The sequence below is a fragment of the Bacillus cereus group sp. MYBK14-1 genome (genome assembly GCF_051916885.1).
GTDB classification, from domain to species: Bacteria; Bacillota; Bacilli; order Bacillales; family Bacillaceae_G; genus Bacillus_A; species Bacillus_A cereus.
Map to the genome: position 1 here is coordinate 103,347 of NZ_JBQAHM010000009.1, position 15,794 is coordinate 119,140.

The window sequence follows — 15,794 nt, forward strand, 5'->3', positions numbered from 1 at the left end:
TAATATGAAATTGCTAACTTTAAACTGTCATTCTTGGCAAGAAGAGAATCAAATAGAAAAGATACAATACCTTGCTAAAGTAATTCAAGAAGAAGAGTACGATGTCATCGCATTGCAAGAAGTAAGTCAGTCCATACAAGCTGAAAATGTATGCGGTAACAAGAAAGAAGATAATTTTGGACTTTTACTATTAGAAGAGTTAAAAGCGCTACATGTAAAAGATTACAATATTACTTGGGATTTCTCTCATATTGGTTATGACGTGTACGAAGAAGGATTAGCGATTATAACGAAGCATAATATTATAAAAGAAGATACGTTCTTCATTTCAGAAAACGAGGATACAACGTATTGGAAAACGCGTAAAATTGTAAGTACAACAATTGCTTATAATGGTAAGGATATAACGTTTTACTCTTGTCATCTCGGTTGGTGGAATGATGAAGAAGAGTCATTCAAAGGTCAAGTCGATCGTTTGATGGAGCGTGTAGATAGCAATAAGCTCGCCTTCTTAATGGGGGATTTTAATAATAATGCTCGATTGAAAGGCGAAGGTTATGAGTATATGATGCAAAAAGGGTTGTATGACACATATGAATTAGCAATAGAGAAGGATGAAGGAACGACTGTCCAAGGTGAGATTGCTGGTTGGGATGAAAATAAACATAATTTGCGAATCGATCTAATATTGTGTAACCAAAGTAAAAAAGTTCATTCTTCAAAAGTTATTTTTAATGGTACAAACAGAAATGTAATTTCAGATCATTTCGGTGTAGAGGTTCAATTGGATATATAATAGAAGAAATCCTCACAGAGAATAAAAGCTGTGAGGATTTTTTTTAGGAATACAAGTATTTCCAAGAGAAAATACTTGTATTTTTTATGACATTTCATATATATTTGTTATTATTGAATGTAAAACCGATTTGGTCATTTTGTATTCATACTTTGACTCACTTCGTTATATAATGAAGTAAGTGAAAGTTAATGGGAAAAAATAGTACGTTTTTGGTTAATACACGATGTAGAAAGTGATATAATTGCAAAATGTATGTATCATTTTCTAAAGAAGGAAAAATATATAATTAGGTGATAACTTCTATGAAACAGATTTGGCGTATTTATAAGACAGATTTACGGAATGTAGCCAAACATTGGGCTGCAATTGTTATTGTTTTAGGATTAATGATTTTACCATCGTTATATGCATGGTTTAACATTAAAGCTTCTTGGGATCCATATGGAAATACAAAAGAGGTTCCCATTGCAGTTTCTAACCAAGATGCAGGCTCTAATTTAAGAGGGAAAGATATCAATATCGGGGACGAGATTGTAGATTCTCTGAAGAAAAACAAAAATCTTGGTTGGAAGTTTGTAGACGAAAAGCAGGCAATTTACGGAGTTGAACGCGGGGATTACTATGCAAGCATTACAATCCCAAAAGACTTCTCTGAAAAAATTGCAACTGTTCTGGATGAAAATCCACAGAAACCAGAACTTGATTACTATGTAAATGAAAAGGTAAATGCGATTGCACCGAAAATTACAGCAAAAGGTGCATCAGGTATTACGGAAGAAATTAGTAAAAACTTCGTTAAAACAGCGAACGGTGAGATTTTTAAAATCTTCAATGACCTTGGAATCGATTTAGAAACAAACTTACCAAGTATCGAGAAAGTAAAAGATCTTGTCTTTAAGTTAGAAGCGCAGTTCCCAGAAATGAATACATTGATGGATAAGGCGTTAGATGATGCGACTCGAGCAGAGGATGTTGTGAAAGTAGCGCAAAAAGAGTTGCCTGTTGTAGAGAGTGTTATGAATGATGGGCAAGAAGCGTTAGGGAATTTAGATAAATTCTTTGCTAGAAATGATGAAACATTGAATCGCGCTCCGGGAACTATTAAAAATAATTTAACAGTAATGCAGCAGGGATTGGATGCTGCAGCGAAAATTACGGATTACTTAAAAAATCCGGCATTTGACTTTAATCTGACATTGCCAGATCCAGCTAAATTACCAGTCTTACCTAATATAACTATTCCACAAATACCAGAGATTCCAGCATTACCACAAGTGAATGGTGAAGGGTATAAAAATATTGCTAAAAATATTGATCAAACTGTAAACACTGTTTTCAATTCTACTCGTGTTGGAACGGCATATGTAAAGAGTGTTATGGATGGCCTTCAAAATAAAGGCGTGGATCCAGCTGTAGCACAGAAAAATGTGCAGGATGCTTCAAAGCTCCTCCAAGAGCGTATCGATAGTGTTTCATATTTGATTGATTTCTTTACAGCTTTCAAGGAATCAGCTTCCACGGAATTCGGTAAACAGTTCTTTGGAAACAGAGTGGAAAGTTTAACAGTGCTTAAAAATTCTATGGTGGATGCTAACAATAGGGTTAAGCATGTAGGAGATTTAATTAGTTCCGGACAAGAAGTTAAACAAGATGTGCGAGATGCTGTAAATCAAAAATTAGATGCAGTAAATAATTTAGTAAATCAAGCTGAAAAGGATTATAATGCAACGTTTGTAGCTGATTTTGAAAAAGCAGTAAGTACAGCTGAGCAACTGAAAAGTAAGGCTGAAAATGCGCAAGAAAATGCACAGCAGCTTAGAGGCAATTTAAATCAAGATATAAATAAGGCTAATGAGATATTAAACAATGGTAGAGAGAAATATGATAAAGCTGTAAATGATTACAGTAGATTAAAAACGGAGCTTGAAAAAGCAAGAGAAGACTTAAGTAACAAAGGTGTTAATGGATTAGATTCTACAAAAGTAGCCTTAAATGATGTGAATGGACAGTTCAAAGCAGGATGGAATTTAGTTAATGACATGATTCCAGTTCTGGAAAGTACAAATAAAGTGTTAGCTGATGTGAATAGTGATAAAAATCTTAATGGCACAATCGCTAAGTTAAATAAAGTAAAAGATGGTTTCCAAAAAGGAATCGATTTAACTGATAAAGGAATTGACGCTATTAATAAAGGTCAAAAACCAGCAGCAGATGTTATTGAAAGTATTAATCAAGTGTCTAAAAGTGTTTCGGGCCAAATTGGTGACATTTTAGCTAAATATGACTCAGAAATCACTCCAAATTTCAATGCAGCAATTGCTCGCACAAAAGAGATGTCTAAAAACACATCTCAAATTTTAAAAGAGGCAGACAAAAAGCTTCCAGATGTTAAAAAATTACTAGAAGATTCATCAAAAGGTTTAGTAGATGGTAAAAAGAAATTAGCAGACATTAAAGCTGAAATGCCAGCTACTGAGAAAAAGATTAAAGAATTAGCAGATAAAATTCGTGATTTTGAATCTGAAGAGGATTTAAAAGACATCATACGTTTATTGAAAAATGATGTTGAAAAGCAAAGCGATTACTTTGCGAATCCAGTAAATTTAAAAGAAAATAAATTATTTGCGATGCCGAATTACGGTTCAGCGATGTCACCATTCTATACAGTGCTTGCATTATGGGTAGGCGCATTATTAATGGTTTCATTATTAACGGTAGAAGTACACGAAGAGGGCGCGAATTATAAGAGCCATGAAATTTACTTCGGACGTTTATTAACATTCTTAACGATAGGTCTTTCACAAGCGTTTATCGTATCGATGGGAGATATATTCTTACTCGGTACGTACGTAGTCGATAAATTCTGGTTTGTGTTATTTAGTTTATTTATTGGTGGAGTCTTCGTTTGTATCGTATACTCACTCGTTTCTATTTTCGGAAACGTTGGGAAATCGATGGCGATCATTTTACTTGTACTACAAGTAGCAGGATCGGGCGGAACATTCCCAATCCAAATGACACCAGCATTCTTCCAAGCAATTTATCCATTCTTACCGTTCACATATGCAATTAGTGCAATTCGTGAAACAGTAGGCGGAATGCTATGGGATATCGTAACGCGAGATTTACTTGTGTTAAGTGCTTTCGTAGTAGTTATGATTGTTGCTGCGTTATTACTGAAAACACCAATTAACAAATCAAGTGAAAAATTTGTTGAGAATGCAAAAGGAAGTAAAATCATTCACTAAGAAAAGGTTCCTACCGAGAGCGGTAGGAACCTTTTTGTTTAATCGAATTTTAATTTCTTTAAAGCTTCTGCGAACGGATTATTTAATGGTTCTTCTTCTTTTTTCTGTTGTTTCATATATTTTTGAACGTCGCGCTTATCAGCCTTACTTCCAGATTCCTTTTTACGTCTTTCTTGGAATGTGGATAATTTCTCGCGATAGCCACATTTACATGCAAAGATTTGACCTGCACCTTCACCACGTAATTCTAGCTTCTTCTTACATTGCGGACAGCGAGCGTTTGTTGTACGAGATACATTTTTACGATGACCACATTCACGATCTTGGCATACGAGCATTTTTCCCTTTTTGCCGTTTACTTCTAGCATTGGTTTACCGCAGTCTGGACAAGACTTCGTTGAAATGTTGTCATGTTTATATTTTTTATCACTCGATTTAATTTCAGAAACAATTTCTTTCGTATAGTTCTTCATTTCCGAAATGAATACTTCTTTCTTTAGTTTTCCTTTTGCAATTGCCTCAAGTTTTTGTTCCCACTCACCAGTTAGTGTAGGTGATTTTAATTCTTCTGGTACTAAATCAAGTAATTGACGACCTTTTGATGTAATGTGAATATCTTTACCACGTTTTTCAATTAAGAAAGAGTTGAAAAGTTTGTCGATAATATCTGCACGTGTCGCTACAGTACCTAATCCACCAGTCGATTTTAACGTATCAGCAAGTTGTTTATTTTGCGTATCCATATATTTTGTAGGATTCTCCATTGCTGAAAGTAAAGTTGCTTCATTAAAGCGTGCAGGTGCTTTCGTTTGACCTGATGTTTGCATAAGTAACTTTACAGTTAATGTATCGCCCTTTTCAATGTGAGGTAGAATCTGCTCTTTTACGTCATCAGTTACATCATCGTCTTCAAATCGATTTTCGTATACTTCCTTCCAACCAGCATGTAAAATCGTTTTTCCGCGTGCAATGAATGTTTCATTGCCAACCTTTGTGCGTAACGTTAGTTGTTCGTATTCGAATGCTGGGAATAAAACAGCTAAGAAACGTTTTATAACTAAATCATAAATTTTGCGTTCTTTATCTGTGAATGCTGAGAAGTTAACGTATCCTTCTGTTGGAATAATCGCATGATGATCGCTTACTTTACTATCATCAACAAATGATTTGTTAGGTTTGATAGGCTTTTGTAATACTTTATGTGCGAAGGGACGGTATTCTCCAACACCACATGCTTTTAGACGTTCTGGAAGTGTTCCAACGATATCAGATGAAATGTAGCGTGAATCTGTACGAGGGTACGTTAGTACTTTATGCTGTTCATACAATTTTTGCATAATATTTAATGTTTCTTTAGCAGAGTAACCGAACTTTTTATTTGCATCACGTTGCAATTCAGTTAAATCGTAAAGACCAGGAGAGAATGACTTTTTCTGTTTCTTATCAATTTCCACAACAGTAGCATTTTGTTTATCTAAACTTTTTACAATACCATCGATTTTTTCTTTATTAAAACTACGGCTATTGCCATTTGCATCTTGCCAAGTAAGTTTGAGCTTCTCCATTGTTTGAGCTTCGATGCCGTAGTAAGTTTGAGCTTTGAAGTTCTTTATTTCATCTTCACGACTAGCAATCATAGCAACAGTAGGGGTTTGTACACGGCCGCAATTTAACTGGGCATTAAAGCGAGTCGTTAAAGCACGAGTTGCATTAAGACCGATATACCAGTCAGCTTCTGAACGCGCAACTGCTGAAGCGTATAAATTGTCATAGGCTTTACCTGGTTTTAAATTTGCAAAACCATCTTTAATTGCTTTATCGGTTACAGATGAAATCCATAGACGTTTGATCGGTTTATTAATGCGAACCTTATCAATAATCCAGCGAGCGACCAATTCTCCTTCACGTCCAGCATCTGTCGCTACAATAATTTCATTTACATCCTTTCTAAATAGCTGGCTTTTCACAGCATTGAATTGTTTCCCAGTTTGTTTAATAACCGTTAATTTCAAACGCTCCGGTAGCATCGGTAAATCTTCTAAATTCCACTTTTTATATTTCACATCATAACTTTCTGGATCTGCTAATGTAACGAGATGACCTAAAGCCCAAGTTACAATATATTTACTACCCTCAAGATAGCCGTTTCCTTTTTTATCACACTTCAGTACACGAGCAATATCTCGTGCAACGGAAGGTTTTTCAGCGATTACAACGCTTTTTGACATATTAAAAACATCCTTTCAAATTTCCATAAGTTAAATATAGCATACATCTTCTTGAGATTCAGTTTCGCTCCATATTTGAGTTGTTTTTAATGGAGGGAACAAAATCCCAACTGATTAAAGTTTCACTTTATCAGTTGCTTCTATATTAAATAGAAAAGTAAAGAACTTGTTATTTTACTAGAATAAGAGTAGACTTTGAAGTAGATGAATAAGAAACACATGGGAGTTTGTGGATACAAACTGAGAGTATGGCTACTAGTCCGTCATTGACCATTTGAACCTGTTGGATAATGCCAGCGTAGGGAGAGTGTAAAAGCACATGTTCAGGCACTTTGCGTACGCGCAAAGTGTCTTTTTGTGTATCTCCCATCATTATAGTTAGGAGATGAAAAGGATGAATATGAAAGAAATTAGTAAAGTAGTGGATTTGGTGAGAGAATCTAATCCGCTCGTTCATAATATTACAAATGTTGTTGTAACAAATTTTACTGCTAACGGTTTGTTGGCACTTGGGGCATCGCCTGTAATGGCGTATGCAAAAGAAGAAGTGGCAGAAATGGCTAGCATTGCTGGAGCGTTAGTATTAAATATGGGAACACTTCGTCCTGAAGAAGTAGAAGCGATGTTACTTGCCGGTAAATCAGCAAATGTGAACAATGTACCAGTACTGTTTGATCCAGTTGGTGCAGGAGCAACATCGTATCGAACAGAAGTTGCGAGACATATTCCGGCTGAAATTGAATTAGCGAGTATTCGCGGAAATGCAGCTGAAATAGCGAACGTTATTAATGAGAGATGGGAAATTAAAGGGGTAGACGCTGGTACTGGAAATGGCAATGTTGTAAGTATTGCAAGGCAGGCAGCAGATGAACTAAATACAGTTGCGGTCATTACTGGAAAAGAAGATGTTGTTACAGATGGAGAGAGAACTATTGTTATTCGAAATGGTCACCCTATTTTAACGAAAGTTACGGGAACAGGTTGTTTACTAACTTCTGTAATAGGAGCATTTGTAGCAGTGGAAAAAGATTATGTAAAAGCAGCAGTAGCAGCATTAACGTTTTATGGTGTAGCTTCGGAACTGGCAGCTGCTAAGACCGTGGAAAAGGGACCTGGTAGTTTCCAAATTGAATTTTTAAATCAGTTAGCGAATACTACTTCTAGTGATATTGAGAAGTATGGAAAGATTGAGGAGTTAGAGTAAGAGGGAGTGAAAGAAATGGCACGCATTGAAATAGATAAAATGTCTAAGCTATTGCAAGTGTATTTTATTATGGGAAGTAATAACTGCACGAGGGATCCTTTAGCTGTATTGAAAGAAGCGTTAGATGGTGGAGTGACAATTTTTCAGTTTCGCGAGAAGGGGGAAGGTTCTTTAATCGGAGAAGATAGAGTGCGCTTTGCAAAAGAATTGCAGACGCTTTGTAAGGAATATAGTGTTCCTTTCATTGTAAATGATGATGTAGAATTAGCCATTGAATTAGATGCAGATGGTGTTCATGTAGGACAAGATGATGAAGGAATTACATCTGTTCGTGAAAAAATGGGAGATAAAATTATCGGCGTATCTGCTCATACAATTGAAGAAGCACGCTTTGCAATCGAAAATGGAGCAGATTATTTAGGCGTTGGACCTATTTTCCCAACGAGTACGAAAAAAGATACGAAAGCGGTTCAAGGAACGAAAGGATTAGCCTATTTTAGAGAACAAGGAATTACAGTGCCAATCGTTGGTATTGGTGGGATTACAATTGAAAATACAGCGGCAGTTATAGAAGCGGGTGCGGACGGTGTTTCAGTTATTTCAGCAATTAGTTTAGCTGAATCTGCGTATGAAAGTACGAGAAAATTAGCTGAAGAAGTAAAGAGAAGTTTGTAGGGAAGGACGTGTAGTATTTTAAGTGCTACATGGAGAAATAGACTGCCCCAAAATTTAAACAAACATTTGATTAAAAAAGCACAAACCTTTTTAAATAAAGGTTTGTGCTTTTTCTTTAAAACATAATTGAAATTAAGAGCATTCCAATTCCGATAGAAGTAAATGTTGCAATTAGGCCAGGAATCATAAAACTATGATTTAATACGTATTTACCGATACCTGTTGTACCAGTACGGTCAAAGTTAATAGCAGCAACGATTGTTCCATAGTTTGGAATGAAGAAATATCCATTTACTGCAGGGAACATAGCAATCAGTAGCGCTGGTGGAATGCCAAGAGATAGTCCAAGTGGCATTAAGGCACGTACTGTTGCTGCTTGGCTGTACAGTAAAATAGATAGAATGAATAGTGCGATGGCAAATAGCCAAGGTGCACTTGTTACTAAATGCTGAATGGATCCTTGAATCATATTTAAGTTTCCGTTAAAGAAAGTATCTCCCATCCAAGCGATACCGAAAATAGCAACAACTGCTGTTGCTCCTGCTTTAAAGACGTTACCAGACACAATGCTTTCTACATTTGGTTTACAGAAAATAATAATAAGAGCCGCGATAGTTAACATAACCATCTCAATTGTGTTCGGCATGGAAAGACGAGCTAACTTCCCATCAACTATCCATCCTGGACGAAGTGCTTCAAATGAACCAAGAAGTACAACAAGGAAGGTTCCTACTAGGAAAAGGATAACTGATAATTTTGCGCCCTTTACACCTACAAATGCTTTTTTCTCTTCAAGCTTAGGAATCATTCCTTCTTTTAATCGTTTTAAGTATTCAGGGTCTTCATTTAATTCTTTTCCCATCTTACTAGCAACGAATGCAGCTATCATACAAGCGATGAAAGTAGAAGGGATACTTACTTTTAAAATATCTAATAAGGTGATTTTATAGTCAGCTAACATTGCTAAAAGAGCAACTGTGGCAGCTGAAATTGGACTAGCTGTAATTGCTTGTTGAGAAGCGATTACGGCAATCGACATTGGGCGTTCCGGTCTAATCCCTGATTCACGAGAGACTTCTGCAATAACAGGAAGTACAGAATAGGCAACGTGACCAGTACCTGCACATAGTGTGAATAAATAAGTAACAATTGGAGCAAAAAAAGTAATACGCTTTGGATTTTTTCGTAATGCCTTTTCAGCTAGATGAACAAGATAGTCCATTCCTCCAGCAGCTTGCAAAGCACCAGCAGCTGTAATTACTGCCAAAATCATAAGCATTACATCGATAGGAGGCGCGGTTGGTTGTAGGTGGAAGACAAAAACGAGTATTGCCATACCAACTCCACCCATTACTCCTAAACCAACTCCGCCTAGGCGTGCACCAATAAAAATACAGAGTAACAAGGTAAGAAATTGTAGCCAAAACATGATAAACTACCTCCGAAATTCATTAGTTAAGATATATTCGAATAGTTTAATTTGAATGAAAATTAAATAAATACCCGAAGAAATCCTTGTTATTTATACATTTTTTATTATATAACACAAAAAAAGTAACATTCACGTACTTTTTGAAATTATTTCGAAAAAGCAATGCATTAAAAATTTGTATTTATATCTCTAAATAAGTAGACATTTTGATTTATATGTTGTAATCTTTGAAAGAGAATAAATTAATTCTCATAGAACTCCCATATCGTTCAACTCGTTCAGCGAGAAAGGCAAACTGATGGAAACATGAGGACGCAAAACTACAGGAGCTAAGGTCGAAAGGCTACGCTAGCCAGTTACCGGACGGATAGGGTTGGTCTTGGCCAATGCTTTTACATTGGCTTTTTTTTATTCTCGAACATATTGAGAAACATTTTCAAACAAAATATCCATATATTTTGTTTTTTTGTTTGTGTTGATTAAGGAAGGTGGATATTAATGAAAAAATATTGGCATAAGTTATCGTTCCTTCAAAAGAACGTCTTATTAACCGTATTAGTTATTTTGACACTTGTTGGAAGTATGGGTGCACTAAGTTTCAATATGTTTCAAAATAGTATGATGTCTTTATTTGAAAGGCAGTCTATTGAAACAGGAGAAATAGTATTGAAAAAACTGGATGTAGAATTAGTTAGAGACATGGCGAAAGATCCTACAGCCGAAAAAGTGAAAAAAGAAAAGTTAACAGAGAAATTAGATGAAGTATCAAAAGAATTGAAAAGCGTTGGACAAACGTATGTTACAGGAGCAAAGCCGAATGAAAAGCGAGAATTACAACTCGTTGGTTTGACTACAGAGTTAACAAATGCGTTTCCTATAAAGCCGGGAGATTATTATGAACAACCCGCTCATTGGATGAAGGCATACGATAAAGTGATTGATACGAAAAAGGCTCAAATGACAGAAGTATATGAAGATGAAATAGGTTCGTGGGTGACAATATTAGAACCAATTACAGATGGAGAAAACAATATTATTGCAATTGTTGCCGCTGACTTAGATGCTTCCATTGTTCCTATTACAAAAGAGAAGTTTATGATACAGGGTTTACTCTTTATCATTATTTCATTAGCAATTGCGACTATTACTCAATTCTTTATCGTGCGTCACTCGCTAGCTCCATTAAAAGATTTACGAGAAGGGTTACGTAAAATTGGTGAAGGTGACTTGAGTATTAAATTAAAAGAAAGACCAGATGATATTGGAATTATTAATGTTTATTTCAATAACACGATTGAAAAGTTTAAAGGGATTATAGATAAAGTAAGGCAAACTGCTGAGCAAGTTTCTTCTTCTTCACAAGAATTGTCGGCGAGTACAGAGGAAAACAGCATGGCAGTTCAAGAGATTGCAAGTTCTATTGAAGGTTTAAGAGTAGGGGCACAGTCTCAAAAAACTTCAGTACAACAATGTTTAGGGATTGTACATGGAATGGAAGATAAGGTAGAAGAGATAACTGGGGCTGCGAAACAAGTTGCGGTTGCTTCTGAAGGTATGGAGCAACATTCAATTGAAGGTAATGAAGTGATTGGACAAATTATTAATCAAATGAGTTTAATTCAAAATGCAGTACAAGATTTATCTTCCATCATTTATTCGTTAGAAACAAGGTCAAAAGAAATTAGTGATATCGTAACTGTAATTACAGGTATTTCAAATCAAACAAATTTATTAGCTTTAAATGCTTCTATTGAGGCTTCACGTGCTGGAGCAGCTGGAAGAGGGTTTGCAGTTGTTGCTGATGAAGTACGAAAATTAGCAGAACAAACTGAAGCGTCTGCAAAAGATATAGCGAAATTAATTGGTGAAACACAAGCTGAGACAGAAGATGCTGTAGTTTCCATGCAAAAAGGTTCAAAAGAAGTAGAAACTGGAATTTCACTTGTTCAAAGTAGTGGAGATTTCTTCGAAAAAATCTCCAAATCAGCGCAATCTGTTACAGATCAAGTAAAAGCTGTTTCGGGTAATTCGAGTGATATTTTACAAAATAGCCAGAATATCGTTCAAGTCGTAAATGAATTATCACATATTGCAAATACTTATGCCAACAGCAGTAGTAATGTTGAAGAAAGCATGAAAGAGCAAGAAATATCAGTACAAGATATTGCAGAATTAGCGACTTCTTTAAGTTGGCTCTCTCAGGAATTACAAGAGCTTATTGGTGAGTTTAAAAGCGAATAAGGAGAAAGTTCAATTCTAATCAAGGGGGTATCTCCGCTACTGATTATGAATTGAACGAATCTGCCCTTTAATAAGGGATAAAAAAGGTGTGAATTTTCACACCTTTATTATATTTAAGAGAGGAATTTACCTAAATATGAAATTAGCAATTTCTTATAGTGAGATGGTAAAAGAATTTTTAGGAAAAGTAGAAGGAAGTATTAAAATACCTAAAGATGTGCAAGGAACAGAACTTAGGATAAAAAGGAAAACGGAACTGTTTTCAAATTTGACTCACATTGTAGATTTAATAGGAGCGACTGCAACGTGGTTATATCATATTTCTAAAGAAAAACATATTGTCGTGCTTTATCATGTAAGAGGAAGTTTATTTCCGATTACTATTGAAGTTTCTAATTTTCTCTCCTATGAAAGTTTAAATTTACAAATTGAAGAGCAACTGGAGCAAATTAAAGAAATGAATGAGGAAGAAATAGAAGAGTTTCAAAACGGTAATACGTTATATGAAATGTCACCTATTATTATTGGTGAAACATATTATGAGCTAAAAGACACGAATACATTACAATTTGTATTTAGTAAAAATATGCAAAGTGTAGAAATAATATTTAATAGTGTTAATTGGAAAGAGACAACAATTACTCGTTATGCACAACAAATACAAGGTGTTTTAATTAATAAATCACAAAATAATAATAATCATATAAATAATTTTAATGTTATTACAGAGGCCGAGATGGCACTTTATAGTCAAGTGAATGATACGACAGCAGTATATCCTGAGAAAAGTATCGTCGATATGTTCTATAATACTGTTACTCAATTTCCAAATCGTATAGCTTTATCTTCAAGGGAAGGTACTTTAACTTATGAGGAGCTAAATAAAAAAAGTAATCAAATAGCTCATATGTTAATTAAAAACGGCGTCCAATTAGGAGACTATGTTGGAATATTTATGAAACGTAGCATAGACACAGTAGTAAGTATGGTAGCTATATTAAAAGCTGGTGCAGCGTATGTTCCGATTGATCCAGATTATCCGGAAAGTAGAATACAGTACATTATTCAAGATAGCCAAGCGAAAGTTATATTGATGAAAGAGACGCCTATAACATGTGATGGGGTTCAAACAGTTTCAATGTATGATAGTGAAACTTATGAAGATACAGATGTAAAGTTGTCTATTCATTGTGATGATGTAGCTTATATGATTTATACATCTGGTTCAACAGGGAATCCAAAGGGAACGATGTTAGCTCATAGAGGCGTTGTTAATCTGTATACTTGGATGAAAAAGCAATATGAATTGACAGAAGAGGATGTATTTGCCCAATTTCCTTCCTTTAGTTTCGATGCTTCTGTATGGGAGTCATTTGCTTCTTTATTCTGTGGAGGAAACTTATATGTACTATTAGAGGAAGAGCGATTGTCTGTAGAAGCATTTGCAAATGCAATCTATAAAGTGAAAGCAACTTCAATCTTGGCATTAGCAACAATTTTTGTTCGACAAGTAGCAACTTATTTAGCAGAAGAAGATATATATAAGCTAGCTTCCCTAAAAAGAATTGCGATTGGCGGTGAAATGTTGCCTGTAGAGGTTATTAAATTGTGGAGAGAAAGAATAGGTACAAATGTTGAAATTCATAATGTATACGGACCGACAGAATGTACTGTAGTGACGACAACCTATAAAATACCTAGTCAGTTAAATGAGGATGTTGCGAGTATTCCCATTGGTAAACCATGTGCTAATTATCAAGTTATGATTTTGGATGAGAATATGAATCTTTGTCCAATTGGTGTACCTGGTGAATTATATATAGATTCAGTGGGATTAGCAAAAGGGTATTTTAATAAGCCTAATAAAACAATTGAAGCTTTTATTCCGAACCCTTTTAATCCTATAGTTAATATATATAAAACAGGTGATATCGTTAAGTTGCTAGAGGATGGAAATATAGAGTTTTTACATCGGAAAGATGATCAAGTAAAAATTAGAGGACATCGTATTGAACTAGGCGAAATCCAAAGTAAAATTTCTCAAAATCATAATATAAAAGAAAATGCTGTTTTTGCTAAGAAGAGTAAGGAAGGTAGCCAATATTTAATCGCGTTCTATACAACTTTAAATAAAAAAGAAATAACAGAATTAGTTTATCAGTTACAAGAGCAATTACCAGATTATATGGTGCCATCTAAACTAATTTATATTAATGAATTACCACTTACACCTAATAAAAAGATTGATGTTAAGAAGTTAGCTCAGTTAGAAGAAAAGTATGAACCGGTTCGGCTACAAGAATATGTTGCACCTTCTAATAAAGCAGAAAAACAAATAGCGAACGCTTGGGCGGAAGTATTAGGAATTTCAAAAGTTGGAGTGCATGATGATTTCTTTACAATTGGTGGACATTCATTAAAAGTATTACGAGTCTTAACATTGTTAAAAGAAGATTTCTCACATTTAACAATTCAAGATTTCTTTAAAGAAAGAACGATATATGGATTAGCTCGAATTGAGCGAGAAGTAAAAGTAGAGAAAGAAGAAGTATTTCGTGAATATAAAGTGATTCACGAACCAGATACTATCACGTATGCAAACGTTTTGGAAGAAAACCAGATTTCAAATGTCTTTTTAACAGGAGCTACTGGTTATTTAGGATCACACATATTATATGAATTGTTGAGAGATACATCTGCTACTATTTATTGTTTAGTAAGACCAACTAAAGATGTGCAGCAAAGAATTATAGATACATTAACAGGCTACTTTAATGATATATGTGAAGAATGGTTACAGCGTATACAGGCCGTAGCTGGTGATCTTGGAGAACAGTATCTTGGGATGAGCGAAGAAGAATTTATGTTCATCAGTTCTAAGATGGATACGATAATTCATTGCGGTGCAGATGTAAGACATTTTGGAGATGTAAAACAATTTGAAAATATAAATGTCCAAGGAACTAGCCGTATGCTAACATTAGCGGAGAAAGGTGCTACATTCCATTTTATTTCTACAATTGGTATCCCGTTAGAATTAGCGGTAGATCAATGGGATACATACATGAAAACTGGTGATTTTAATTACAGTGTAGACTTAGAGAATGTATATTCAAATAGTAAACTACAAGCGGAAAACATTGTTCGTGAAGCAATGAAAAATGGTTTGCGTGGAAATATTTATCGTGCAGGTAATTTAGCATGTCATTCAGAAACAGGTTCGTTCCAACAAAATATTGAAGGAAACGCATTTTATCGTCTTATTAAAACAATGCTATTAATTGGGAAAGCACCAAATGTGAAGTGGAAAGTTGATTTCACACCAATTGATTTTGCTAGTAAATCAATTGTATCGTATTTGCAAGATGCGCAAATTATAGGAGAGACGTTACATATTTGTCATCCACATCAAATTGAGTTTGAACAATTTATACAGCTAATTGGAGAGTGTGGATACAATCTTGAAATGGTTCCACTTTCAGAATATGTAAATACCGGACTTGCATTAGCGAAGGGAAATGAAGTAATAGCAGAGTTAATTGCTTCTCAAGTTGCAGGAGATGGAGCGCAGCAATCTGAAATTGTAATGGGTACGCGTAGAACGAATAAATGGATTAAGAAAAAAGAATTGATAGTACCAGCAATTAATAAAGAATTTATTCAGCAGTTATTAGCTCATGGTGAAAAAGTTGGTTATTTTCCAAAAATAATGAAATGATTATGCATGCTTTTGTTTGTTCAATAAAATAAATCATGCTACAATGAAAACGAATTAAGGACCGGGGAGCCAATTGGCTGAGAGGATGTAAGTAAACATCGACCCTCAACCTGATCTGGATAATGCCAGCGTAGGGAGTTACTTAAAGTGATGTAGCATATGTTATTCTGTAATAACTTGCATACAAGGCTTTCCTACGCAGTAGGAAAGCCTTTTCTTATTTTTGAAATTTATTTTTATAAGGGGGAT

General features: G+C 34.9%; 8 protein-coding genes and 3 riboswitches. Of the genes, 6 read left to right on the top strand and 2 right to left on the bottom strand.

Going from position 1 to position 15,794, the window contains the following annotated elements:
* Nucleotides 1–4: 4 nt before the first annotated feature.
* Together ACTFR3_RS21215 and ACTFR3_RS21220 are read left to right on the top strand one after the other, a co-directional pair.
* Nucleotides 5–796: an endonuclease/exonuclease/phosphatase family protein gene (locus ACTFR3_RS21215; protein ID WP_098391834.1), complete on the top strand. Its 792-nt coding sequence runs from the start codon at nucleotides 5–7 to the stop codon at nucleotides 794–796.
* Nucleotides 797–1,101: 305 nt separating this feature from the next.
* Nucleotides 1,102–4,047, top strand: a complete 2,946-nt coding sequence (locus ACTFR3_RS21220) for a YhgE/Pip family protein (RefSeq protein ID WP_234574333.1) — start codon at nucleotides 1,102–1,104, stop codon at nucleotides 4,045–4,047.
* Between the two features lie 38 nt (nucleotides 4,048–4,085).
* Here the strand turns inward: ACTFR3_RS21220 and topB are convergent, their stop codons facing one another.
* Nucleotides 4,086–6,275 carry a DNA topoisomerase III gene (gene topB, locus ACTFR3_RS21225; protein ID WP_440044802.1) on the bottom strand — a complete coding sequence of 730 codons (2,190 nt, stop codon included), beginning with the start codon at nucleotides 6,273–6,275 and terminating at the stop codon, nucleotides 4,086–4,088.
* 209 nt (nucleotides 6,276–6,484) lie between these two features.
* A riboswitch (TPP riboswitch) is annotated at nucleotides 6,485–6,597 on the top strand.
* Between the two features lie 72 nt (nucleotides 6,598–6,669).
* Between topB and thiM the strand changes: the two genes are divergently transcribed.
* Together thiM and thiE are read left to right on the top strand one after the other, a co-directional pair.
* A complete protein-coding gene (gene thiM, locus ACTFR3_RS21230; protein ID WP_001056115.1) occupies nucleotides 6,670–7,479 on the top strand; it encodes a hydroxyethylthiazole kinase in 810 nt (269 codons plus the stop codon).
* Nucleotides 7,480–7,494: 15 nt separating this feature from the next.
* Nucleotides 7,495–8,154, top strand: a complete 660-nt coding sequence (gene thiE / locus ACTFR3_RS21235; protein ID WP_000090960.1) for a thiamine phosphate synthase — start codon at nucleotides 7,495–7,497, stop codon at nucleotides 8,152–8,154.
* Between the two features lie 115 nt (nucleotides 8,155–8,269).
* On the opposite strand, the gene ACTFR3_RS21240 is transcribed toward thiE, so the two are convergent.
* Nucleotides 8,270–9,583, bottom strand: coding sequence for an anaerobic C4-dicarboxylate transporter family protein (locus ACTFR3_RS21240; RefSeq protein ID WP_000498700.1), 1,314 nt, complete (start codon nucleotides 9,581–9,583; stop codon nucleotides 8,270–8,272).
* Between the two features lie 282 nt (nucleotides 9,584–9,865).
* Nucleotides 9,866–9,950, top strand: a riboswitch (cyclic di-GMP riboswitch).
* A 134-nt stretch (nucleotides 9,951–10,084) separates the two neighbouring features.
* Between ACTFR3_RS21240 and ACTFR3_RS21245 the strand changes: the two genes are divergently transcribed.
* Nucleotides 10,085–11,827 carry a methyl-accepting chemotaxis protein gene (locus ACTFR3_RS21245; protein ID WP_000761079.1) on the top strand — a complete coding sequence of 581 codons (1,743 nt, stop codon included), beginning with the start codon at nucleotides 10,085–10,087 and terminating at the stop codon, nucleotides 11,825–11,827.
* Between the two features lie 136 nt (nucleotides 11,828–11,963).
* Nucleotides 11,964–15,545: a non-ribosomal peptide synthetase family protein gene (locus ACTFR3_RS21250; RefSeq protein ID WP_440044803.1), complete on the top strand. Its 3,582-nt coding sequence runs from the start codon at nucleotides 11,964–11,966 to the stop codon at nucleotides 15,543–15,545.
* Between the two features lie 52 nt (nucleotides 15,546–15,597).
* Nucleotides 15,598–15,699, top strand: a riboswitch (TPP riboswitch).
* The last annotated feature ends 95 nt before the right edge of the window (nucleotides 15,700–15,794 follow it).

Excerpts from the sequence above, each read along its gene's own strand:
- ACTFR3_RS21240 (WP_000498700.1), bottom strand. The coding sequence starts at position 9,583 with ATGTTTTGGCTACAATTTCTTACCTTGTTACTCTGTATTTTTATTGGT.
- topB (WP_440044802.1), bottom strand. The coding sequence starts at position 6,275 with ATGTCAAAAAGCGTTGTAATCGCTGAAAAACCTTCCGTTGCACGAGAT.
- ACTFR3_RS21250 (WP_440044803.1), top strand. The coding sequence starts at position 11,964 with ATGAAATTAGCAATTTCTTATAGTGAGATGGTAAAAGAATTTTTAGGA.
- ACTFR3_RS21215 (WP_098391834.1), top strand. The coding sequence starts at position 5 with ATGAAATTGCTAACTTTAAACTGTCATTCTTGGCAAGAAGAGAATCAA.
- thiM (WP_001056115.1), top strand. The coding sequence starts at position 6,670 with ATGAATATGAAAGAAATTAGTAAAGTAGTGGATTTGGTGAGAGAATCT.
- ACTFR3_RS21220 (WP_234574333.1), top strand. The coding sequence starts at position 1,102 with ATGAAACAGATTTGGCGTATTTATAAGACAGATTTACGGAATGTAGCC.
- thiE (WP_000090960.1), top strand. The coding sequence starts at position 7,495 with ATGGCACGCATTGAAATAGATAAAATGTCTAAGCTATTGCAAGTGTAT.
- ACTFR3_RS21245 (WP_000761079.1), top strand. The coding sequence starts at position 10,085 with ATGAAAAAATATTGGCATAAGTTATCGTTCCTTCAAAAGAACGTCTTA.